This is a genomic window from Agrobacterium tumefaciens (assembly GCF_005221325.1).
Classification (GTDB): Bacteria; Pseudomonadota; Alphaproteobacteria; order Rhizobiales; family Rhizobiaceae; genus Agrobacterium.
In genome coordinates this window covers 594,791-615,749 of sequence record NZ_CP039889.1, presented here as the reverse complement: position 1 = coordinate 615,749, position 20,959 = coordinate 594,791, and the positions used below count along the sequence as shown (strand labels likewise).

Sequence of the window (20,959 nt, the reverse complement as noted above, 5' to 3'; positions counted from 1 at the left end):
CGACGACATGACCATCTTCCGCCCGAAATACATCTCCTTTGATTGCTACGGCACGCTGATCAATTTCCAGATGGCCGAGGCCGCCCGCGATCTCTATGGCGATCGCCTGGACGAAGCGCAGATGCAGCAGTTCATCAAAAATTTCGCGGCCTACCGTCTGGACGAGATCATGGGCGCCTGGCAACCCTATGCCGAGGTGGTCTACAATTCCCTGTCGCGTAGCTGCAAGCGCAACGGCGTTGCCTTCAAGGACGAGGATGCCACCTTCGTATATGAGCGTGTGCCGACCTGGGGTCCGCATGCCGACGTTCCGGCCGGTCTTGCCAAGGTGGCGAAGGAAATTCCCCTCGTCATCCTGTCCAACGCGATGAATTCACAGATCATGTCGAATGTCGAAAAGCTCGGCGCGCCCTTCCACGCTGTTTATACCGCCGAACAGGCGCAGGCCTACAAGCCGCGCTTCCAGGCGTTCGAATATATGTTCGACATGCTGGGCTGCGGGCCGGAGGACATGCTGCATGTTTCCTCCTCCTTCCGCTATGACCTGATGTCGGCCCATGATCTCGGCATCAAGAACAAGGTCTGGGTCAATCGCGGCCACGAGCCCGCAAACCCCTATTATGGTTATGTGGAAATATCAGATATTTCCGGTCTTGCAGGTGTCGTCGGACTGTAAGGAAAGGATCATGACCATGAAACTCGTCTCCTACTGGCACGACACCGCTCCCCTGTTTTCGGGAGCGGCGGAGGGACCTGTGGAAGGCCACTATGACGTGGCCGTCATCGGCGGCGGTTTCACCGGTCTCGGTGCGGCGCGCCAGCTCGCGAAAGCTGGCGCGCGCGTGGTTGTCCTCGAAGGGCAGCGGGTCGGCTGGGGTGCTTCCGGCCGCAATGGCGGGCACCTCAACAACGGGCTTGCCCATTCCTATCTTTCCGCCAAGGCGGAACTTGGCAAGGAACGCGCCATCGCCCTCTATAAGGCGCTGGATGATTCAATCGATACGCTGGAGGCATTGATTGCCGAAGAAGGGATCGATTGTAACTTCCGCCGCTCAGGCAAGCTGAAGCTTGCTTCCAAGCCGCAGCATTTCGAAGGGCTGGCGAAAAATTTCGAGGCACTTCATGCCGAGGTCGATCCCGATACCGCGCTTTTGTCCGTTGCGGATCTGAAGGCGGAAATCGGCTCGCCCTTTTACGGCGCGATGCTTTCGAAGAAGAGCGCCATGATGCATATGGGCCGTTATGTCGCGGGCCTTGCCGAAGCCGCCAGCCGGCATGGCGCGGTGATATTCGAAAATGCCGCCGTGACGAAGCATATCCAGAACGGCAAGCTCCATGAGCTGGAAACCCCGCGCGGCAAGGTCACAGCCGACAATGTTCTGGTCGCGACCGGCGCCTATACGCCTTCCGGTTTCGGTTACTTCCGCCGCCGCATCATCGCCGTCGGCAGTTTCATCATCGCCACCCGGCCGCTGACGGATGCCGAGGTCCGGGCTTCGGTTCCGGGCAACCGCACCTACGTCAACTCCATGAACATAGGCAATTATTTCCGTCTGGCGCCGGATAATCGCCTGATCTTCGGCGGCCGCGCCCGTTTTTCCGCGACATCGGACCAGCGTTCCGACGCCAAGAGCGGCGCGATCCTGACGGAAAGCCTGCATCGCATCTTCCCGCAGCTTTCGCATGTGCCGATCGATTATTGCTGGGGTGGTCTGGTTGATATGACCAAGGACCGTTATCCACGCGCCGGTTTCCATGATGGCGTATGGTACGCCATGGGCTATTCCGGCCATGGCGCGCAGCTTTCCACCCATCTCGGCATGATCCTGGCCGACGCCATTATGGGACGGCCGGATACCAACCCTCTGAAGGGGCTGGACTGGCCGGCAGTGCCGGGCCATTTCGGCAAGCCCTGGTTCCTGCCACTGGTGGGCTATTATTACAAGATGCTGGATAAGATTCAGTAGACCGCGTCCGCCTTACGTCACTCGGACCTCTGACGAAGACGAAGCCTCACCCAGATTCGACGTCATCCTCGGGCTTGTCCCGAGGATCCAATCACGTCTCGTAAAATCAAACCGTTGCAGATGCTCGGGACAGGCCCGAGCATGACGAGCGAGGGGAGATTTTCGGACTTTGCATCAATCGTACTGCGGCCTCAGGGCCGCTTTTTGATGTAAAAAAGAAGGGCCGCAAAGCGGCCCTTTAGGCGGGGAGAAAGAAACGGGGGCTTCAGGCAAGCCCGCCGATATGAAATGCCTTGGTCTCCAGATATTCCTCGATACCGACCTGTGCGCCCTCGCGGCCGAGGCCGGATTGCTTGACGCCGCCGAAGGGGGCGACCTCGGTGGAGATCGCGCCGGTGTTGAGGCCGACCATGCCGAATTCCAGCGCTTCACCTACGCGCCAGGCGCGCTTGAGGCTCTCGGTGTAGAAATAGGCGGCAAGGCCGAAGGGCGTGCCATTGGCGATGGCGAGCGCCTCGTCCTCCGTCTCGAAGCGGAAGAGCGGCGCGACTGGTCCGAAGGTCTCTTCGGTTGCCAGCTGCATTGCCGTCGTCGCGCCCGTCAGCACCACGGGCGCTGTATATTGCGGGCCTTCCGGCAGGTTGCGCGGCCTGGTGATGATCGTTGCACCCTTGGCAACGGCGTCGTCAATATGGGCGTGGATTTTCGCGATGGCCGGTTCGTTGATCATCGGGCCGATAGAGACGCCCGCTTCCGTTCCGGGTCCGACGCGCAGGGCGTCGACGCGATCCGCCAGTTTTTTCGCAAAGGCGTCATAAACGCTCGATTGTACGAGAATTCGGTTGGCGCAGACGCAGGTCTGGCCGCCATTGCGGAATTTTGAAACGAGCGCACCTTCGACCGCGAGATCGAGATCGGCATCGTCAAAAACGATGAAAGGCGCATTGCCGCCAAGTTCCAGCGACAGCCGTTTGACGCTGTCGGCCGCGCCGCGCATCAGAAGCGAGCCGACGCGGGTGGAACCGGTGAAGGAAATTTTCCGCACCGTCTCGTTGGCCATGATTTCGTTGCCGATTTCAGTCGGCATGCCGGTGACGATGTTGATGACGCCTGCGGGAATGCCCGCCCTTTCTGCGAGCACACCAAGCGCCAGCGCCGAATAGGGCGTGAATTCCGAAGGTTTGATGACGACCGTGCAGCCGGTGGCGAGTGCCGGCGCGACCTTGCGGGTGATCATCGCATTCGGGAAATTCCATGGTGTGATGATACCGCAGACGCCGACAGGTTCCTTCAGCACCACGATGCGCCGGTCCAACGTCGGTGAGGGGATGGTGCCACCGCCGATACGTCGGGCCTCTTCCGCAAACCATTTGACGAAAGATGCGCCATAGCGGATTTCGCCCTTGGCTTCGTCCAGTGGTTTGCCCTGTTCGAGGGTCAGAAGCAGGCCGAGATCGTCGATATGCTCGATCATCAGCGCGAACCATTTTTCCAAAAGGGCGGCGCGCTCGGCGTGGGTCTTTTTCTTCCATGGGCCGAAGGCGGCATTGGCGGCCTCGATTGCCGCGCGGGTTTCCGTGCCGCCCATGTCAGGCACGGTGCCGATCACCGCCTGCGTTGCCGGATCGATGACATCCACCACCTTGCCCGATGCCGCCGCTTTCCATGCGCCGCCGATCAAACCCGTCTGGCGAAAGAGTTCTTTGTCCTTCAAGCCCTGCATCATAATTCTCCGAAATCAGGCGAGTGCCGCGAGAACCGCGGCGGTGATGGTTTCCGTCTTATCCTTGCCCGGCACGGTCCCGATGCCCCGGCCGGTCGCCGTTTCCAGTGCCGCCATGATCTTTGCGGCTGCATCCTTTTCGCCGAGATGATCGAGCATCATCGCGCCGGACCAGATGGTGGCGATGGGGTTGGCGATGCCGAGATGGGCAATGTCGGGGGCCGAACCGTGCACCGGCTCGAACATCGAGGGCGCGCTGCGGTCGGGATTGATGTTGGCGGAGGCGGCAAAGCCAAGGCCGCCCTGAATGGCAGCGCCGAGATCGGTCAGAATATCGCCGAAGAGGTTGGAGGCGACCACGACATCAAGGCTTTCCGGCGCCATCACCATGCGCGCCGCCATGGCGTCGATATGGTAGCTCGAAACCTCGACGTCAGGATATTCCGCCGCGAGCCTGTGGGTTACCTCGTCCCAGAACACCATCGAATATTTCTGGGCGTTCGACTTGGTGATGGAGGCGAGCTTGCCGCGGCGCTTTTGCGCTTGCTCGAAACCGAAGCGCAAAATCCGCTCCACGCCCTTGCGCGTGAAGATCGATGTTTCGACGGCCACCTCGTCCTCCGTGCCCTGATGCACGCGGCCACCGGCGCCGGAATATTCACCTTCCGTATTTTCGCGAATGCAGAGAATATCGAAGCCATCGGCTTTCAAGGGCCCTTGCACGCCGGGCAGCAGCCGGTGCGGGCGGATATTGGCATATTGCACGAAAGCCTTGCGGATCGGCAGCAGCAGACCGTGCAGCGACACCGAGTCAGGCACTTCCGCCGGCCAGCCGACCGCGCCGAGCATGATGGCGTCGAAGCCGCGCAGCGTTTCGATGCCGTCCTTCGGCATCATCGCCCCGGTTTCCTTGTAGAAGGCGCAGGACCAGGGGAATTCTGTTCCTTCAAACGCAAAACCGGAGGTTTTGGCGACGGCATTGAGAACCTGCCACGCCGCGTCCGTCACGCTTTGGCCGATGCCGTCCCCGGGAATGAGTGCGATGCGATGCGTTTTCAAGAGAATTCCCCTGTTACAGTCCGATGAGGACGCTTTTGCTCTTGCGGTTGGCGAGATAGGCCTCCCGTCCGAGGTCCTTGCCGATGCCGGAGCGCTTGTAACCGCCGGTCGGCAAGATGTGATCGCGCGAACGCCCGTAACGGTTGACCCAGATCGTTCCGGCCTGGATCGCGCGCGACAGGCGCAGGACACGCGAGACGTCCCGGCTGAAAAGGCCGGCCGCCAGACCGTAGGTCGGATGGTCGGAAAGCGCCAGAGCCTCTTCTTCCGTGCGGAAGGTCTGCAGCGTCAGCACCGGCCCGAAGATTTCCTCGGTGACGGCGGGTGAGGTCTGATCGACATTGGCGATCAGCGTTGGCTGGTAGAAATAGCCGGGACCGTCCATGATCGCGCCGCCCGTCAGGCATTCACCGCCATGGGCGACGGCTGCCTGCACGATGCCGTCAATACGCTGGCGCTGCACTTCGGAGATGATCGGTGAATATTGGGTTGCCTCGTCCCAGGTCGGGCCGGGCTTTACCGTCTTCATGCGGGCGATGATCGCGGCGGAAAGGGCGTCGGCCGCACTTTCCTCAACGATGATGCGCGAGCCGGCGACACAGGCCTGTCCCGCATTGGAAAGAATATTGCCGGCGATTGCGGCTGCCGCCTTTTCGATATCGGCATCGGCAAAGACCAGCTGCGGGCTTTTGCCGCCGAGTTCCAGCGTCATGGGCTTGATGCCGGTGCGGGCGACATTGGCCATGATGGCAGCACCCGCGGCGGTAGAGCCGGTGAAGCTGACCTTGGAAATTTCGGGATGCCCGGTAATGGCGTTGCCCGTCACGGGTCCGTCGCCCAGCACGATGTTGATGAGGCCGGCGGGCAGCCCGGCCTTGATGGCCAGCTCAGCCATGAAAATGCTGGAAAAAGGCGTCATTTCCGATGGTTTCAGCACCACGGCATTGCCGGCCGCGAGCGCCGGGCCGAGTTTCCAGCCGGCCATGGAGACGGGGAAATTCCACGGTGTAATCGCGCCGACCACGCCATAGGGTTCGGTCATGATCATGCCAAGGCTCGCATCGTCGGTCGGCACGAGATCGCCGCCTTCCTTGTCGGCGAATTCGGCAAAGAAGCGAATCTGCTCGGCGGTCACGGCGATGTCGCCGGCAATCAGCTGGCCCACCGGCCGTGTGGAAGACAGCGCCTCGATTTTCGCCAGCGTCTCGGCCTCCTGCTCGATAAGGTCGGCCCAGCGCTGCAGGACCTTCGTGCGCTCGCGCGGGCGCACGCCGCCCCAGTTGCTGGTCTTCAACGCGGCCTTGGCGGTCTGCACCGCTTCATCGACCAGTGCTGCATCCGCCCTGGGGCAGCCGGCATATTCGATGCCATCTGACGGGCGATGCATGTCGATGCCGTTTTGAGCCGGGATCAACCGGCCGCCGATGAAATGGCCGATCGGCAAAGACAGGCTGTCTGGATCGAAGCTGAGCGTCATGGGAAGCCCTCTGTGGATATGCCTCAAACCTAGTCCCTGATGCCAAGCAGCATCGACCGACTGCGGCGGGAGCGGTGAACGAAAATCCTGTTTTGCCGCCGGCGGACAGCGCAATCTTCGGTGCGTGTGTCCGCCGGCATTTCCCGGCACGAACCTTCACGGGCGATGCCGAAATGGGGGATATCAGCTCATCCGTTCACGGTGACATAGATCTTGCGCACGGTCTCGATGGTCTTCCACACACCGACGAAACCCGGCTTCATGACGAAGCTATCGCCCGCTGTGTAACGAACCGTTTCGCCGCCTTCGGGGGTGATTTCGATCACGCCTGAAACGATGTGGCAGAACTCGAAGGTCTCACCCTTGATAGACCGGTTTGCGCCGGGCGTTGCTTCAAAGATGCCTGTTTTCACAGTACCGTCACGGGCCTCATCCAGCGCCCAGGTCTTGTAGGAGGGGTCACCTTCGACGAGGCGTTCCGGCATGGTCTTGGTTTTCTTGGGCTCGAAGGTGGGATTGGTATCGATGGTCTTGAGAAGCGACATGGGGGTCCTTTCCTGGAACGGGGTGGGTTAATATCCGCGATTGCGATCAACGAGGCCGAGCGGATCGAGACCGGACTGGTATCGTTTGATGTTCTCGACAACGGTGCGCGCTGCCGAATGCGGCTGGGTGACGCTGGCGATATGCGGCGTCAGGAGAATTTTCGGATGTGTCCAGAAACGATGGTCTTTCGGCAGCGGTTCGGGCTCGGTGACGTCGAGCACCGCGCCGGAAAGCCTGCCGCTATCCAGCGCGTCGAGGAGGGCATCGTGATCGAGCTGCCTGCCGCGTCCGGCGTGGACCAGCCCCGCGCCCTCGGGAAGCATTGCGAGACGTTCGCTGTTCAAAAGACCCGTGGTCTCCTCCGTCAGCGGCAGCAGGCAGACGAGAATATCGCTTGTCGAGAGGATCGTGGCCAATCCTGACTCGCCATGATGGCAGGTCACGCCATCGATCTCGCGCGGTGAGCGGCTCCAGCCGGACAGCGGAAATCCGAAGGGTTTCAGCCGCTCTAGCGCCGCAACGCCCAGCATGCCGAGGCCGAGAACGCCCACCCGGCATTCTTCCGCCTGGCGCTGGGGCAGGGCCTTCCACAGGCCTTGACGCTGTTGGCCCAAATAGGCGGGCAAATTGCGGTGAAGCGCCAGCACGCCGAGGCTGACATATTCCTGCATCATGCGGATGATGCCCTCATCCACCATGCGCACGACCTTCACATGGGGAGGGACTGCGTCGATGTGAAACTGGTCTACGCCGGCGCCGATCGAGAACAGGATTTCGAGATTGCGGTAGCGGCCTATATCCTCGGGCACCGTCCAGCTGATGAGGTATCGAACCGCGTCGGGATCGACGCTCGCGGCATCCATCGAAAAGGGCAGGTCCGGCAGGTCGCGGGCCAGGGCCTGGCGGAAAATCTCGCCGCGCTTGGCGTCGGAATTGAAAAAAAACGTCATTTGAAATCCGTGTTCCGAAGGTTCAAACCGTGCAGCGGTTTGCCAGTGTTTCCAGCATGGACTGGCAGGCCGACAGTTCGCCGGTGGTGATATATTCATCCGGCTTGTGAGCGCGGCCGATATCGCCCGGGCCGCAGATGATGGCGCCGACGCCGGCCGCCTGGAAAAGCCCGGCCTCCGTGCCGTAGCTGACGGCGGGAATGCAGGGAGCGCCGGTCAACTCTTCCAGAAGCTTTGCGAGCGGCGCATCGCCCGCCAGGGACAATGCCGGATAGTCGCTCATCGGTGTCCATTCAATATCGATGCCCTCAGCGGCGAGCGTTTCCACGCCATCTCGCACCGGCTGAAGTAGCGCGAGTGGCGAAACGCCGGCAATCGCGCGCGCTTCCAACTCGATGGCGCAATGGTCGGGAATGATGTTGAGCGCCTGTCCGCCCCTCACCGTGCCGATCTGCAGGGAGGAGTAGGGCGGCTCGAAGGTCGTTTCGAAGGGCCCCTGCGTCAGCGCCTGCGCTGTCGCGACCGCCTTTGCCATGATGCCGGTCATCAGGTGGATGGCGTTGACGCCCTGATCGGGCCGCGATGAATGGCCGGAGCGGCCACGAATGGTGATGCGCGCGGCGGCCTTGCCTTTGTGGGCGCGCACGGCAAGCAGATTGCTCGGCTCGCCGATGATCGCGCCCGCCGGCTTCGCGCATAGTTCCGGCAATCGGGCGATCATGTGCGGGACGCCGCGGCAACCGGACTCCTCGTCATAGGAAAAGGCGATATGCACGGGCCGCTTCAGCGCCATGCGCGAAAATGCCGGCGCTGCGGCGAGAACAGTGGCGAGAAAACCCTTCATATCGGTGGTGCCACGCCCGTAAAGACGCTCGCCTTCGGTTCTCAGCGTGAAGGGATCGGAGGACCATTCGGGCTCACCGGCGGGCACCACGTCCATATGGCCGGAGAGGATGTATCCGGCGACATCAGTCGGGCCGAAGCTCGCGAAGAGATTGGCGCGGTCGCCTTCGGGGCCGGCAAGCAGCGATACTTTCGCGCCATGGCTTTCCAGATAATCGGCGATCCATCCGGCGATATCGCCATTGGCGGTTCCGACGACCGATGGAAAGCCGACAAGACGCTCCAGAATTTCGATTGCGTTCATGGCTGCCCCCGTCGTTTCAACGCCGAAAGCTTAAAGTGGCTGATGGCGTTTATCTGCTGAAATGCGGGTGATTTCGGTAGATTGTTGTGTCCTTCCAGTGCTTTCGGAAAATTCGTGCTGGCAAGGCTGGTTATCTTCGGATGTCGTGGGCTGGGCTGCCGGGATCAAGGTTCCGCGCCGGAGGAAATGAGAGCCGTTTGCTATGGAGCTGCTCAAAGTCGATAGTTTCGAGTTGCGAACCGTGGATATCGCCGATGTCGAGGCCGATCATCTGCACGCGCTTTCCATGGCGGTGGGGTGGCGATATCACGCGAATGAATGGTGTTTTCTGCGGCAGTGCGGCGTCGGCCTCGCGGCACTTGATGAGATTGATCGCGTCGTCGCAACCGCGATGCTGTTTCCCTATGATGAGGGTTTCGCGACGCTCGGCATGGTCATCGTTTCCCCGCGCCTGCAGGGGCAGGGCGTGGCGCCATGGCTGGTGAAGCGGCTTCTGGCGAAGTTCCCTGCCATATCGCTCCGGCTCAACGCCACGGATGAGTCGAGGCGGTTGTTTGCCGGGCTGGGCTTTGCTGGAGAGACGGAAAAAGTGCATCTCTTTCGGGGAAAGGCGCAATGTCCGGCAGAGGTGCCGCCCACTGGCAGAAAACAGAAAATTGAGCCGCTGTCCGAAAACCATCTTGCCGATGTGGCCGACATGGACCGGGCTGCTTTCGGCGTTTCACGCCATGGCGTCCTGTTGCGCCTTCTCAGGGAAAAGACGGGTTACGGCCTGTTCGAGGCCGGCCGGCTTGTCGCCTTTGCCTTGCGCCGGGCGGCGGGGCGAGGCCACATCATCGGTCCGGTCGTTGCCGCAGAGGAAATGGATGCGGTCGCGCTCGTCAGGCGGCATTTTTCCGATCTGGAAGAACAGCTTGTCCGTCTCGATGCCGTGCGTGACAGCGGCTCCTTTTCCGATTTTCTCGCGCAATCCGGCCTGGTGGTGATCGAAACGCTGACGACCATGTCGAAAGACGAGCCGCAGCCCACGGGGTCCGGCACGGCGAGAATTTTCGCGCTGGCGGGTCCTTCCCTGTGCTGATTTCGTGCTGAGCTGCGACACGATCGCAATTGACGCCCCGCCTCTTGCCCCTTATGTGAGAAAGCGACGGTTCCTGCAGCCGAAAGGCGAAGGGATTAATAGGGAACATGGTGCGGGCGATCTTTTTCGTCCAATGCCGTGGCTGCCCCCGCAACTGTAAGCGGATTGTCGTTCATCCCAGTGACGCTTGAAGGCGTCATGCCACTGTATTTTTCGGAATGCGGGAAGGCAGATGAGTGACGCAAATTCGTGAGCCAGGAGACCTGCCGTCAAAATAGAAACCATCGTTACGGGCGGGGAAGCCCGGAGGAGGAGATTGTAATGTTATTTCATAACATTTCGTTTGCGTCCTATTACCGTTCTCCGTACAAGACGTCCCGCTGTTGCTGCGCGCTTTGACGCCTGCTGCTCTGGAATAAGATTTATCGTCGACTGGAGAACACATGTTTCATTCTAGACGCCTGCCGGTCCATGCCGGCATTCTCGCCGCTGTGCTTTCGGCTTTGCCCGTTGTCGGTGCCAATGCCGCCGAAACCACCTATCCCCTGACGATCAACAGCTGCGGCCAGGAGATCACCTTCAAGCAGACTCCCGCCCGTACCGTTTCCGTCGGCCAGAGTACGACCGAGGTTCTTTACCTGCTGGGCGTTGCCGACAAGGTCGTCGGCACGGCGCTGTGGATCGGTCCGGTTCTGAAAGGTTATGAGGAGGCCAATGCCAAGGTCGAACGGCTGGCTGACAACGATCCGAGCTTCGAGGCCGTGGTCGGCAAGAGACCGGACCTCGTCACGACGCAGTTCCAGTGGCAGATCGGCCCCGAGGGTGTTGTGGGTACGCCGGCGCAATTCGCCGAACTCGGTATTCCCGTCTATACCTCGCCTGCCGATTGCGTCGGCAAGGACAATTCCGGCGGCGGTGATGGCGTGCGCAACACCGGCTTCACCATGGAGCTGATCTATCAGGAAATTCGCGACCTCGCCAAAATCTTCAACGTTCAGGATCGCGGTGAAGAAGTCGTTGCCGACCTGAAGAAGCGCGAGGAAGCCGCCCGCGCCAAGATCGCCTCTGCGAATGGCAAGCTTTCGGCCGTCTTCTGGTTCTCCAGCGCCGAACTCGATATCGACCCCTATGTCGCCGGCCGCAACGGCGCTCCCGGTTACATCATGTCCGCGCTGGGGCTGAAGAATGTCATCGAAAGCGATGAGGAATGGCCGACCGTTGGCTGGGAAACCATCGCCAAGGCCAATCCGACCGTGATCGTGGCTGGCAAGATGGATCGCCGCCGCTTCCCGGCTGACGATATCGCCGTCAAGCGCAAGTTCCTGGAATCCGATCCCGTCGCTAGCCTTATGCCCGCCGTCAGGCAAGGCCATGTGTTCGACATGGATGCGCAGGCGATGAACCCGACCATTCGCACCATCGAAGGTATTGAAACGCTGGCCGAGGCGATTTCGGCCGCTGGCCTCGCCAAGTGAACCGTTTCTCCACCCAACTTGGCAGGGCGGGGCTAGTTTTTGCCGCGCTCGCCCTGCTGCTTGTCGCGCTGATGGCCGGGGCGGCCATCGGCGAGACCGCCATTCCTTTCGATGTCGTGGCGAAAACCATCGCCAACCGCGTTTTCCACGCGGGTTATCCGCTTGAGCCGCTGGATGAGGGCATCGTCTGGAGCTACCGCCTCAGCCGCGCCGTTGTTGCCGCCTGCTGCGGGGCGTCGCTGGCGCTCGCCGGGGCGGTGCTGCAATCGCTTTTGCGCAACCCGCTTGCCGATCCCTATATTCTCGGCATCTCCGCCGGCGCCTCCACCGGTGCCGTCGCCGTGGCTCTTCTGGGTTTCGGCGCAGGGTTTCTGACGATGCCGGCCGGCGCTCTCATCGGCGCTTTCGTCGCTTTTTCGCTGGTCAGCCTTCTGGCCGTGCGGGCGGGGCATGGCAACAGCGCCATCATTCTGGCGGGCGTTGCCGGTTCGCAGCTGTTCAACGCCATGACCTCTTTCATCGTCACCAAATCCGCCAATGCCGAACAGGCGCGCGGCATCATGTTCTGGCTGCTCGGCAATCTTTCCGGCGTGCGCTGGCCGGATGTCTGGCTGGCGCTGCCAATCAGCCTTGCCGGCCTTGCGGTCTGCCTCTGGTATGCCCGTGCGCTCGATGCCTTCGCCTTTGGCGGTCAGGCGGCAGCCTCGCTCGGCATTCCGGTGCGCTGGGTCTATGCGGTGCTGATCTCTGTTTCCGCAATCATGACGGCCGCGATGGTGTCGCTGGTCGGTTCCATCGGTTTTGTAGGGCTCGTCATTCCGCATGCCTCACGCATCTTCGTTGGTGTCCGCCATGGCATATTGCTGCCGGTGACGGCGCTGACGGGCGCGGTATTCATGATCATCGCGGATATTCTCTCGCGCATCGTCATTCCGGGCCAGGTGCTGCCGATCGGTGTCATTACCGCGCTGGTCGGCGCGCCCGCCTTCGCATTCATTCTGGGGCAGAAGAGAGGGCGGTCATGAAATTATCCGCCCACGGCCTGCATTTCCATGCCGGCAATATCGATATCGTCCGTGGCGTCTCGCTCGATGTCGGTTCCGGGGAGTTTCTCGGCATCATTGGCCCGAACGGGTCCGGCAAGAGCACGCTTCTGTCCATGCTGGCTGGCATCCGCAAACCGCGCAGGGGCCACGTTACGCTTGGCGAGGAACGGCTTGGCTCATTGGGGCGGCGCGAACTCGCCCGCCGGCTGGCCTTCGTGGAGCAGCAGGCCGAAACCACCGAGCGAATTACCGCACGACAGGCGGTGGAGCTTGGGCGCACGCCCTATCTCGGCCCGCTTTCCGGCTGGTCGGAGAATGACAGCGCTATCGTTGATGCAGCACTTGCCAATGTCGACATGGCCGACAAGGCGGAGCGCAGCTGGCACCACCTTTCCGGTGGTGAACGGCAGCGCCTGCATATTGCCCGAGCCTTGGCGCAGGAGCCGCACATTCTGCTGCTGGACGAACCAACCAATCACCTCGATATCGGCCACCAGATCGGCCTGCTCGATCTGGTGCGCCGGCAGGGGTTGACGGTCGTGGCGGCGCTGCATGATCTCAATCATGCCGCCATGTTCTGCGACCGCGTCGCCATCATGCATCGGGGAGAGATGATCGCTATCGGGCCGCCGCGCGAAGTTTTGACGGCGGCAAGGATCGCCGACGTCTTCGGGGTGGAATGTGTTGTCACCACGGACGAGGGTGGTTTTTCCCATATTCGTTTTCTGCCAGCCCATGGACGGGTTGATCCAGCAAGGAAAGTACTGGCACGATGATGACATTCACGACGCTCGCAGACGCTGCTGCAAAGGGCAGACGGTTTTGCGCCGCTGCCGCAATTGCCGTGGTGGCCACAGGATTTCCCCTTCTTGCTTCCGCCGAGACCTTCGAGGTGAAGATGCTGAACCGGGGCGAAAAAGGCCCGATGGTGTTCGAGCCCGATTTCCTGGAAATCGCCCCCGGTGACCGCGTGCGCTTCGTGCCAACCCACAAGAGCCACAATGCCGCGACCATCGACGGCATGATTCCCGAAGGTGCCGAAGGGTTCAAAAGCCGGATCAATGACGAGTTCGAGACCGGGTTTGAAAAACCGGGCTTTTACGGCATCAAATGCTCGCCGCATTACGGCATGGGCATGGTCATGCTGATCAAGGTGGGCGAGGCGGCGCTGTCGCAAAGCTACAGGGAAGTCGATGTGCCCGGCCGGGCCAAGACCCGGCTTGATGATCTTTTCGAGCGGGCGGAAAAATGAGTATTCTGCGGAAGTCTTGAGTGGCGGTCTGGATTGTCTGGGAGGGTGCTTCCGTCATGCTCGGGCCTGTCCCGAGCATCTGCAACGCGTTGATTTTGCGATACGTGATTGGATCCTCGGGACAGGCCCGAGGATGACGTCGTGTATGCGGATAGTGAAGGGGACTGCGGCTTTCCTCAGCCCTTACCAGAAACATCCGGCTTCACCGCACAGACCGCATAACGGTGCTGCAGCCCGCGCAGGATGCCCTTCAGCAGGCTGAAGTTTTTCGCCTGGGCGCGGTGAATGGCCTGAAGTTCCTGATCGATCGAGACAGGCTCGAAACCGGCCCCACGCAACATCGTCGCGACATCGCCGGCCCTCGCACCCTTCGAAAAATGGACCCGTGAGAGGATGCTGTTGAAGGTGTTTTCCGGGTCTGCCGGCTTGTGCGGCTGGTCCGGTTTGACGAGGCCGATGCTCTCCAGGCCGGCGGCCAGTTTCTTGACCAGCTTTTCGCGCCAGCCGGTATTGACGAAATCGCCATCGACGATCAGCAGTTGCCCGCCGGGTTTCAGAACGCGGAACCATTCGGCAAAGCTTGCCTGCGGGTCCACCAGCGTCCAGACCAGATGGCGGGTGATGATGACGTCGGCGCTTTCGTCCGGCTCCATCGTATTTTCGGCGTCGCCGACAAAAAAGCGGATGTTGCGCCCACGGCTTTTCGCCTTTTCCCGGGCAAGCCCCAGCATCGTCTCGGACCAGTCCATGCCGGTGACCTGAAAGCCGAGATCGTCCATCAGGTGCGAGATGACGCCGGTTCCGCTGGCGAGATCGAGCGCCTTGCGTCCCTCACCGCGACCCAGATGTTTCAGGATAAGCGCGTGCCAGGCCGCGCGCTCGTCCTCGGAGAAAATTTCGTGCCCGGGTGAAAGGTCGAAAGTCGCGGCGCGGCCGGACCAATAGGCCTTTATCTCGTCTCTCAGGCTGTCGTTTTTGCCATACTGGATAGTGTCGATCATCGGTCTTCAGCTCATGTACCGGTCAGTTAAGAATGGCTCTAAAACATAAATGTTGACTAGTACAGTCAGAAAATAATACAGCCGCGCCAGTCAACACTGGAGAGCAATATCCGATGCGCATCTCAGCCAAATCCGCGGCACTTGCCCTTGGCCTTCTCGTATCCGCCGCATGGCCGGCATTTGCCGAAAAAGTCACCGTCAAGGATGTGACCGGCCGCGATGTCGAAGTCAATGTGCCCGTTTCGCATGTGATCCTCGGTGAAGGCCGTCAGATCTATTTCCTGGCGGCGCTCGACAAGGAAAACCCTTTCCAGCACGTTGTTGGCTGGCGCGATGACCTGGCGAAAGCCGATCCGGAAACCTATGCGGCCTATCTCGCGAAATATCCTGAGGTCGCCAAGCTGCCGACTTTCGGCGGTATGAAGGACGGCACATTCGACATCGAGCAGGCGGTTGCGCTGAAGCCCGACGTGATCCTGATGAACATCGACGCCAAGACGGCAACCGAAGAAGCGGGCTATATCGAAAAACTCGCCAAGGTCGGCATTCCGCTTGTTTATGTCGACTTCCGCGAAAAGCCGATGGAAAATACCGAGCCGAGCATGCGCCTGATGGGCCAGCTGACGGGCAAGGAAAAGATCGCCGAAGACTTCATCAAGTTCCGCGCCGACTCCATCGCCAAGGTCACCGATACGCTCGAAAAGGCCAATCCGAAGAAGCCTGTCGTGTTCATGGAGCGCGCCGGCGGTTATTCCGACGATTGCTGCATGTCCTTCGGCAACGAGAATTTCGGCAAGATGGTCGAGCTCGCCGGCGGCATCAACATGGCCAAGGACATCATTCCCGGCACTTTCGGCAACGTCAATCCGGAACAGATCATCGCCTCCAACCCGGAACAGATCATCATCACGGGTGGCAACTGGAACGGTTATGTTCCCGGCGGCAACTGGGTCGGTGTCGGTTATGGCGCAGATCTGAAGGAAGCCCATCGCAAGCTTGAAAACCTGACCAAGCGTCCGGCTTTCACCGGCGTGCAGGCGGTCAAGGACGGCAATGTCCACGCCATCTGGCACCAGTTCTATAACAACCCGTATCAGTTCGTGGCCATTCAGGAAATCGCCAAGTGGCTGCATCCGGACCTCTTTAAGGATCTCGATCCCGAGGCGACCTTTAGGGAATTGCATGCCCGCTTCCTGCCGCTTGACTACAAGCCCGGCTACTTCGTGTCGCTGAAGGACGCGAAATAAGACAGGGACGGTGAAGGGGAGCGCCGTCCGATCGATGGATGAAGCCGCAGTCCTGCGGCTTCATCGTTTTGTTTAGGAACTCAGTGAGGATTTCTCATGCGGCTCAACGCTCTCAGGCATCTTGCGGTGCTGGCCTTCTCCCTTCTCGCCATGACGGCGCAGGCCGGAGAGATTACCGATGTCACCGGGCGCAAGGTCGAGCTGGACCTGCCGGCCAAGCGCGTCATCGTTGGTGAGGCCCGTCAGGTGCATGTCATCGCGGCGCTCAAGGGCGATCAGACCTTCGATACCATCGTCGGCTGGCGTGACGATCTCCTCAAGAAGGATCCGGACAGCTACGCCGCCTATGTCGAGCGTTTCCCTCAGATCGAAAAACTGCCGCGTTTCGGTTATGTGCCGCAGGGTGATTTCAGCCTGGAAACGGCCATCACCCTGTCGCCTGATGTGATTACCCTCAATCTGGAAGCGGAAAAATCCGCGAAGGAAAGCGGTTTCGAAGACAAGGCCGCGGCTGCCGGTATCAAGGTCATCTATCTCGATTTCCGCATTGATCCCGAAAAGAACAGCGAAGCTTCCATCGAAATCCTCGGCAAACTCTTCGGCGCCGAAGAGCGCGCCAGGGAATTCATCGCCTATCGCCGCGCTGAAATCGCCCGCGTGACCGACCGCCTTGCCGGCGTCAAGGACCTGAAGCGTCTGAAGGTTTTCATAGAGCGTGCACCCGGCATTTCCGGCGAAGACAATTGCTGCCGCACCTTCGGTCCGGTCAATTTCGGTGCGATGGTCGATCTCGCCGGCGGCCACAATATTGCCGACGGCATCATCAAGACGACCTTCGGCGATCTCAATCCCGAGCAGCTGGTGATTGCCGATCCTGATCATGTCATCGTCACCGGCTCCAACTGGGCGGCGGAATCCGATATCAACCAGTTCGTTCCCGTCGGACGCGGCGCCGATATGGCGCTTTCCCGCGTAAGGCTTGCCAATCTGATGAAGCGCACGCCGTTTCCGGAACTGAATGCCGTCAAGCAAGGCAATGTCCATGCCGTCTGGCACCAGTTCTACGGCGCGCCTTACGAGTTCTTCCCGATCCAGCAATTTGCCAAGTGGTTCCATCCCGATCTCTTCGCCGATCTCGATCCGGGAAAGAATTTTGAGGAATTCCACCGGAAATTCCTCCCCATCACCTATAAGCCGGGCTATTTCGCCTCGCTCGAAAAAGGTTTGAACCAATGACTTCGCTGAATGAAAGCGCCGATGGCGTCAGCGGGCGCGATCAATATCGTGCCCTTGCCGCGCGCAGGATCCTCATCCTCGTCGGGCTTTTCCTCGCCCTGTGTTTCAGCATGGCAGCAGACATGGCACTCGGCCCGGCGCGTTATACGCTATCGGAAGTTCTGGCGACCATTGCCGATCCGGCGGCCGTCGGAAACCAGCTGCGGGTGGTGATCTGGGATATCCGCATGCCGATCGCGCTGATGGCGGTTACCGTCGGTGCCTCGCTTTCGGTTGCGGGCGCGCAGATGCAGACCATCCTGTCCAACCCGCTCGCCAGCCCCTTCACGCTCGGCATTTCAGCCGCTGCAAGCTTCGGCGCGGCGCTGGCGCTTGTCGGCGGGGTGGCGATCTTTCCGGGTGCCGTGCATTACATGGTGCCGATCAATGCCTTCATCATGGCCATGGTCGCAGCCCTCTTCATCCATTTCGCCTCCACCATGCGCGGCGTGACGGTGGAGACCATCGTCCTGCTCGGCATCGCGCTGGTCTTCACCTTCAATGCGGCGCTGTCGCTGCTCGAATATCTGGCTTCCGAACAGGCGCTCGCCGCCGTCGTTTTCTGGACCATGGGCAGCCTGACCAAGGCGACCTGGGACAAGGTCTATATCACCGCCGCCATTCTCGTCGTCACCGTACCGCTGTTCATGCGCCAAGCCTGGGCACTGACGGCACTCAGGCTTGGCGACGACAAGGCGGCCAGCATGGGCATCAATGTGCGCCGGCTGCGGTTGACGACCATGCTGACGGTCAGCCTCCTCGCCGCCATTCCGGTTTCTTTCGTTGGCACCATCGGCTTTGTCGGGCTGGTCGGGCCGCACATCGCCCGCATGGTGGTGGGTGAAGATCAGCGCTTCTTCCTGCCGGGCTCGATCATCTGCGGCGCGCTTCTTCTGTCGGCAACATCGGTCATCAGCAAGATCCTCATTCCCGGTGCGATCCTGCCGATTGGCGTCATCACGGCGCTTGTTGGCGTGCCTTTCTTCTTCGCGCTTATTTTCGGCAACAGGAGACGCGCATGGTAATGCTCGCACTGAAGGATGTCGGGGCTGCCTACGGCCGCACCACAGTCCTCTCCAAGGTCGGCATCGATACGCTCGAAAGCGGCAGCGTTACTGCCGTGATCGGTCCCAACGCTGCCGGCAAATCGACGCTTTTCAAGCGCATCGCCAGCCTCATTTCCGGCCCCGGCCTGGTTGAACTGTCCGACACGGCACGCGGCAACCGCGCCATCTGCTACATGCCGCAGGATACCGGCGCCAACGCCGTGCTGACGGTATATGAATCCGTGCTTCTTTCGGCCAAGCAGGGCGGCGGCTGGCGCGTCCATGATGATGAGTTGTTCGAGATCGACGCCATTCTCAAGGCGCTGAAAATTCACGACCTCGCCTTTCGCGGCCTCGGCGAACTGTCCGGTGGCCAGCGACAGCTTGTGTCGCTGGCGCAGGCGCTCGCCCGCAAGCCGGAAGTGCTGCTGATGGACGAGCCGACCTCCGCACTCGATCTTCATCGGCAGATCGAGGTTCTGGGGTTCGTCTCTGATCTTGCGCAGAAAACCGGCATGATCGTGCTGATCGCCCTGCATGACCTCAACCATGCGCTCCGTTATTGCGAAAACACGATGGTGATTGCGCGTGGCGAAATGGTGGTGAGCGGCAATACCGAAGCGGTGATTACGCCTGCCATGCTGCGCGATATCTATCGCATCGATGCACGCATCGAGCCATGTTCGCAGGGCAGGCCGATGGTGATCGTCGACGGGGCTATCTGAGAGAGCAAGACCCGGCCGCATCTGTAGCCGGGTTCTCGTCGGCCGCAAGTCGTCAAACATAGACCGCTAACGGCATAATTCTTGATAATAATTATCATGAAATATCTGTTCGATGCGGCTTTTGGATGCTAGAGCTACGGACGGCAAAACTGCGCGGCCATTCAGGCCCCGGCGGGTTTCGTTGATCCCTCGAATTTCTCTCGGTTGAGACATGGGCATACGGGAAGATGACAAGCGTTATAACGCTTACGTCGCGCATAGGGTCGACCTGATCAAATACGCCACCCTTATTCTGGGGTCGCGTGCGGATGCGGAGGACGTGGTTCAGGAGGCCTTCCTGAAATTTGTTCCGGAAGCCTCCGGCAATCCTACCAATCTCAAATCCTATCTCTTCCGCATCGTTCGCAACCTTGCGCTCGACAATCGCCGTCGCAGTCGGCAGGACCTTCGGGAACGGCCGGACGATACACCTTTCTGGGGCATGCCGCAGGACAATGGCACGCCGGAGGAACATGCGCTTTTTTGTGATGAAGTTCGGCAGATGCAGACTATTTTGGCCGGCCTGCCGGTTCAGGCACGGGTGGCATTGGAAATGCACAGATTCGGTGGTTACAACATGGAGGAGATCGCGCGTCATCTCGGCATTTCGGTGGCCAGTGCCCACCGGCTGATAAAGGGCAGCATTGTCGCGATTACCAGAGAAATGAAGTAAAATAGCCTTATTGTCCTGCCTTGTGAAAAAAATCCCGTCGTCAAACGTCTTTATAGCAATTGAGAAAAATGACGCTTCCCGTCTGCCTCGTAAAGGAACTGGCCCGGTTCAATGACTGTTGATCCCGATAAGAAGATTGAATTGCCGACCGGGAAGGCGGAAGAGGCGGCCGACTGGCTGCTGCGGCTGCAGGGGGGCGCGACGGAACCGCGATTGAAGGCGGAATTCGAGCGATGGCTGGCGGCATCGCCGGGAAACCGCCTCGCCTGGGAACGGACATGCAAGACCTGGCGGAACCTCGGCCTGGTCGAACCGGAATTCAAGAGCCTCTGGGAAGACGCTGCGCATCTGCCGGGCAAGGCGGCGATAAATCCAACGCGACGGCGCTGGTCCGTCAGGCATTACGCGGGTATCGCCGTGGCGGCGGCATCGCTCTGTCTCGCGGTGCTGTTCATTCCGACATTTTCTGTTCGCATTGAAGCGGATTATCAGACCGGCACGGCCGAAAGCCGTACCATCACCCTCGAGGACGGCAGCAAGGTAGAGCTTGCCGCGGCAAGCGCTCTTTCCACGGATTTCAGGGATGGCCGTCGCACCGTGAAAGTGTTGAAGGGGGAAGCCTTCTTCGATGTCGTGCCGGATAAAGCCCGTCCCTTTGTCGTGGAGGCGAAGAACGTGACCGTTCAGGTGCTGGGGACCGCATTTGACGTCGACTTGACGGATGGCGTGACGCAGGTCGCACTTGCCCATGGTTCCGTGGAAGCTTCCTTCCGCAACGCGCCGCCAACGCGGCTTGTGCCGGGCGAGATGCTGGTCGTCGACGCCGCCGGCGCGATCCGCAAAGAGAATGTCCCGGTCGAAGATATTGGCGGCTGGCGCAAGGGCGAACTCTATGTGGTCGATGCGACGATAGGCTCGGTGGTGGAGCAGATCCAGCGTTATCACCCCGCATGGCTGACCATGGCCGACAAGCGGCTGGCCGAGCAGAAGGTGACGGGATTTTACGATCTGCGCGACCCGGACCGGGCGCTGGAAGCCCTCGTGGAACCTTATAGGGGCAAGGTGCATGCGATCGGCGGTTCAGCCCGCATCATTACCCGCTTCTGAAAGGGGCAGAAGCAGAAAATATTATTTATTTTCAGTAATTTATAAAATTTCTTCCGAAACCCTGAAAAAAATCGACGCGGCAATCGTCTTTTTGTTGAGTAATCCGGTCAAGATATTTCCGGA

General features: G+C 60.4%; 20 protein-coding genes and 1 riboswitch. Of the genes, 13 read left to right on the top strand and 7 right to left on the bottom strand.

The annotated features are described in order from the left end of the window. Positions 1-7: 7 nt before the first annotated feature. Positions 8-676 (top strand): haloacid dehalogenase type II, encoded by a 669-nt coding sequence (locus CFBP5499_RS17715; protein ID WP_080830214.1) that lies wholly within the window; start codon positions 8-10, stop codon positions 674-676. 16 nt (positions 677-692) lie between these two features. Continuing rightward, positions 693-1,967 carry an NAD(P)/FAD-dependent oxidoreductase gene (locus tag CFBP5499_RS17710; RefSeq protein ID WP_080830215.1) on the top strand — a complete coding sequence of 425 codons (1,275 nt, stop codon included), beginning with the start codon at positions 693-695 and terminating at the stop codon, positions 1,965-1,967. Between the two features lie 265 nt (positions 1,968-2,232). On the opposite strand, the gene CFBP5499_RS17705 is transcribed toward CFBP5499_RS17710, so the two are convergent. The 6 genes from CFBP5499_RS17705 to argE form a co-directional block, all read right to left on the bottom strand. Further along, positions 2,233-3,690: an NAD-dependent succinate-semialdehyde dehydrogenase gene (locus CFBP5499_RS17705; RefSeq protein ID WP_080829621.1), complete on the bottom strand. Its 1,458-nt coding sequence runs from the start codon at positions 3,688-3,690 to the stop codon at positions 2,233-2,235. Between the two features lie 15 nt (positions 3,691-3,705). Continuing rightward, complete coding sequence (locus CFBP5499_RS17700) at positions 3,706-4,749, bottom strand: tartrate dehydrogenase (protein WP_080829622.1); 1,044 nt, start codon at positions 4,747-4,749, stop codon at positions 3,706-3,708. A gap of 13 nt (positions 4,750-4,762) precedes the next feature. Beyond that, complete coding sequence (locus CFBP5499_RS17695; RefSeq protein ID WP_080829623.1) at positions 4,763-6,226, bottom strand: aldehyde dehydrogenase family protein; 1,464 nt, start codon at positions 6,224-6,226, stop codon at positions 4,763-4,765. A 188-nt stretch (positions 6,227-6,414) separates the two neighbouring features. Further along, the gene (locus tag CFBP5499_RS17690) at positions 6,415-6,771 is read right to left on the bottom strand and encodes a cupin domain-containing protein (RefSeq protein ID WP_006315137.1); all 357 of its coding nucleotides are present in this window, start codon (positions 6,769-6,771) and stop codon (positions 6,415-6,417) included. Between the two features lie 27 nt (positions 6,772-6,798). Beyond that, positions 6,799-7,722, bottom strand: a complete 924-nt coding sequence (locus CFBP5499_RS17685; protein ID WP_080829624.1) for a 2-hydroxyacid dehydrogenase — start codon at positions 7,720-7,722, stop codon at positions 6,799-6,801. Positions 7,723-7,744: 22 nt separating this feature from the next. Continuing rightward, positions 7,745-8,869, bottom strand: a complete 1,125-nt coding sequence (gene argE, locus CFBP5499_RS17680) for an acetylornithine deacetylase (RefSeq protein WP_080829625.1) — start codon at positions 8,867-8,869, stop codon at positions 7,745-7,747. 202 nt (positions 8,870-9,071) lie between these two features. Here argE and CFBP5499_RS17675 point away from each other — a divergent pair, with 202 nt between their 5' ends. The 5 genes from CFBP5499_RS17675 to CFBP5499_RS17655 all read left to right on the top strand — a co-directional run bounded on the left by CFBP5499_RS17675 (position 9,072) and on the right by CFBP5499_RS17655 (position 13,723). After that, on the top strand, positions 9,072-9,950 hold the full coding sequence (locus CFBP5499_RS17675) for a GNAT family N-acetyltransferase (protein WP_080829626.1): 879 nt from the start codon (positions 9,072-9,074) through the stop codon (positions 9,948-9,950). 50 nt (positions 9,951-10,000) lie between these two features. After that, positions 10,001-10,235, top strand: a riboswitch (cobalamin riboswitch). 158 nt (positions 10,236-10,393) lie between these two features. Then, complete coding sequence (locus CFBP5499_RS17670; protein WP_080829627.1) at positions 10,394-11,425, top strand: ABC transporter substrate-binding protein; 1,032 nt, start codon at positions 10,394-10,396, stop codon at positions 11,423-11,425. Between the two features lie 71 nt (positions 11,426-11,496). After that, complete coding sequence (locus tag CFBP5499_RS17665) at positions 11,497-12,450, top strand: FecCD family ABC transporter permease (RefSeq protein ID WP_233284249.1); 954 nt, start codon at positions 11,497-11,499, stop codon at positions 12,448-12,450. Continuing rightward, positions 12,447-13,247, top strand: coding sequence for an ABC transporter ATP-binding protein (locus CFBP5499_RS17660; protein WP_080829629.1), 801 nt, complete (start codon positions 12,447-12,449; stop codon positions 13,245-13,247). The genes CFBP5499_RS17665 and CFBP5499_RS17660 overlap by 4 nt, the downstream gene beginning before the upstream one ends. Next, positions 13,244-13,723 carry a pseudoazurin gene (locus tag CFBP5499_RS17655; protein ID WP_080829630.1) on the top strand — a complete coding sequence of 160 codons (480 nt, stop codon included), beginning with the start codon at positions 13,244-13,246 and terminating at the stop codon, positions 13,721-13,723. Before CFBP5499_RS17660 ends, CFBP5499_RS17655 begins: the two co-directional genes overlap by 4 nt. Positions 13,724-13,899: 176 nt before the next feature. On the opposite strand, the gene CFBP5499_RS17650 is transcribed toward CFBP5499_RS17655, so the two are convergent. Beyond that, positions 13,900-14,724 carry a class I SAM-dependent methyltransferase gene (locus CFBP5499_RS17650; RefSeq protein WP_080829631.1) on the bottom strand — a complete coding sequence of 275 codons (825 nt, stop codon included), beginning with the start codon at positions 14,722-14,724 and terminating at the stop codon, positions 13,900-13,902. A gap of 113 nt (positions 14,725-14,837) precedes the next feature. Here CFBP5499_RS17650 and CFBP5499_RS17645 point away from each other — a divergent pair, with 113 nt between their 5' ends. The 6 genes from CFBP5499_RS17645 to CFBP5499_RS17620 all read left to right on the top strand — a co-directional run bounded on the left by CFBP5499_RS17645 (position 14,838) and on the right by CFBP5499_RS17620 (position 20,836). Continuing rightward, positions 14,838-15,971, top strand: coding sequence for an ABC transporter substrate-binding protein (locus CFBP5499_RS17645; protein ID WP_080829632.1), 1,134 nt, complete (start codon positions 14,838-14,840; stop codon positions 15,969-15,971). Positions 15,972-16,067: 96 nt separating this feature from the next. Next, positions 16,068-17,207, top strand: a complete 1,140-nt coding sequence (locus CFBP5499_RS17640) for an ABC transporter substrate-binding protein (protein WP_080829633.1) — start codon at positions 16,068-16,070, stop codon at positions 17,205-17,207. Then, the gene (locus CFBP5499_RS17635; RefSeq protein WP_080829634.1) at positions 17,204-18,271 is read left to right on the top strand and encodes a FecCD family ABC transporter permease; all 1,068 of its coding nucleotides are present in this window, start codon (positions 17,204-17,206) and stop codon (positions 18,269-18,271) included. The genes CFBP5499_RS17640 and CFBP5499_RS17635 overlap by 4 nt, the downstream gene beginning before the upstream one ends. After that, positions 18,265-19,017, top strand: coding sequence for an ABC transporter ATP-binding protein (locus CFBP5499_RS17630; RefSeq protein WP_080829635.1), 753 nt, complete (start codon positions 18,265-18,267; stop codon positions 19,015-19,017). The genes CFBP5499_RS17635 and CFBP5499_RS17630 overlap by 7 nt, the downstream gene beginning before the upstream one ends. 211 nt (positions 19,018-19,228) lie before the next feature. Next, positions 19,229-19,729 carry an RNA polymerase sigma factor gene (locus CFBP5499_RS17625; protein ID WP_080829636.1) on the top strand — a complete coding sequence of 167 codons (501 nt, stop codon included), beginning with the start codon at positions 19,229-19,231 and terminating at the stop codon, positions 19,727-19,729. A 111-nt stretch (positions 19,730-19,840) separates the two neighbouring features. Continuing rightward, positions 19,841-20,836 (top strand): FecR family protein, encoded by a 996-nt coding sequence (locus tag CFBP5499_RS17620; protein ID WP_080829637.1) that lies wholly within the window; start codon positions 19,841-19,843, stop codon positions 20,834-20,836. Positions 20,837-20,959: the final 123 nt, after the last annotated feature.

What these genes read in the sequence shown, in the direction of transcription:
- CFBP5499_RS17665 (WP_233284249.1), top strand. Translation starts at nt 11,497, where the DNA reads ATGGCCGGGGCGGCCATCGGCGAGACCGCCATTCCTTTCGATGTCGTG.
- CFBP5499_RS17625 (WP_080829636.1), top strand. Translation starts at nt 19,229, where the DNA reads ATGGGCATACGGGAAGATGACAAGCGTTATAACGCTTACGTCGCGCAT.
- CFBP5499_RS17685 (WP_080829624.1), bottom strand. Translation starts at nt 7,722, where the DNA reads ATGACGTTTTTTTTCAATTCCGACGCCAAGCGCGGCGAGATTTTCCGC.
- CFBP5499_RS17635 (WP_080829634.1), top strand. Translation starts at nt 17,204, where the DNA reads ATGACTTCGCTGAATGAAAGCGCCGATGGCGTCAGCGGGCGCGATCAA.
- CFBP5499_RS17715 (WP_080830214.1), top strand. Translation starts at nt 8, where the DNA reads ATGACCATCTTCCGCCCGAAATACATCTCCTTTGATTGCTACGGCACG.
- CFBP5499_RS17695 (WP_080829623.1), bottom strand. Translation starts at nt 6,226, where the DNA reads ATGACGCTCAGCTTCGATCCAGACAGCCTGTCTTTGCCGATCGGCCAT.
- CFBP5499_RS17660 (WP_080829629.1), top strand. Translation starts at nt 12,447, where the DNA reads ATGAAATTATCCGCCCACGGCCTGCATTTCCATGCCGGCAATATCGAT.
- CFBP5499_RS17640 (WP_080829633.1), top strand. Translation starts at nt 16,068, where the DNA reads ATGCGGCTCAACGCTCTCAGGCATCTTGCGGTGCTGGCCTTCTCCCTT.
- CFBP5499_RS17655 (WP_080829630.1), top strand. Translation starts at nt 13,244, where the DNA reads ATGATGACATTCACGACGCTCGCAGACGCTGCTGCAAAGGGCAGACGG.
- CFBP5499_RS17645 (WP_080829632.1), top strand. Translation starts at nt 14,838, where the DNA reads ATGCGCATCTCAGCCAAATCCGCGGCACTTGCCCTTGGCCTTCTCGTA.
- CFBP5499_RS17670 (WP_080829627.1), top strand. Translation starts at nt 10,394, where the DNA reads ATGTTTCATTCTAGACGCCTGCCGGTCCATGCCGGCATTCTCGCCGCT.
- CFBP5499_RS17650 (WP_080829631.1), bottom strand. Translation starts at nt 14,724, where the DNA reads ATGATCGACACTATCCAGTATGGCAAAAACGACAGCCTGAGAGACGAG.
- CFBP5499_RS17620 (WP_080829637.1), top strand. Translation starts at nt 19,841, where the DNA reads ATGACTGTTGATCCCGATAAGAAGATTGAATTGCCGACCGGGAAGGCG.
- argE (WP_080829625.1), bottom strand. Translation starts at nt 8,869, where the DNA reads ATGAACGCAATCGAAATTCTGGAGCGTCTTGTCGGCTTTCCATCGGTC.
- CFBP5499_RS17710 (WP_080830215.1), top strand. Translation starts at nt 693, where the DNA reads ATGAAACTCGTCTCCTACTGGCACGACACCGCTCCCCTGTTTTCGGGA.
- CFBP5499_RS17690 (WP_006315137.1), bottom strand. Translation starts at nt 6,771, where the DNA reads ATGTCGCTTCTCAAGACCATCGATACCAATCCCACCTTCGAGCCCAAG.
- CFBP5499_RS17705 (WP_080829621.1), bottom strand. Translation starts at nt 3,690, where the DNA reads ATGCAGGGCTTGAAGGACAAAGAACTCTTTCGCCAGACGGGTTTGATC.
- CFBP5499_RS17630 (WP_080829635.1), top strand. Translation starts at nt 18,265, where the DNA reads ATGGTAATGCTCGCACTGAAGGATGTCGGGGCTGCCTACGGCCGCACC.
- CFBP5499_RS17675 (WP_080829626.1), top strand. Translation starts at nt 9,072, where the DNA reads ATGGAGCTGCTCAAAGTCGATAGTTTCGAGTTGCGAACCGTGGATATC.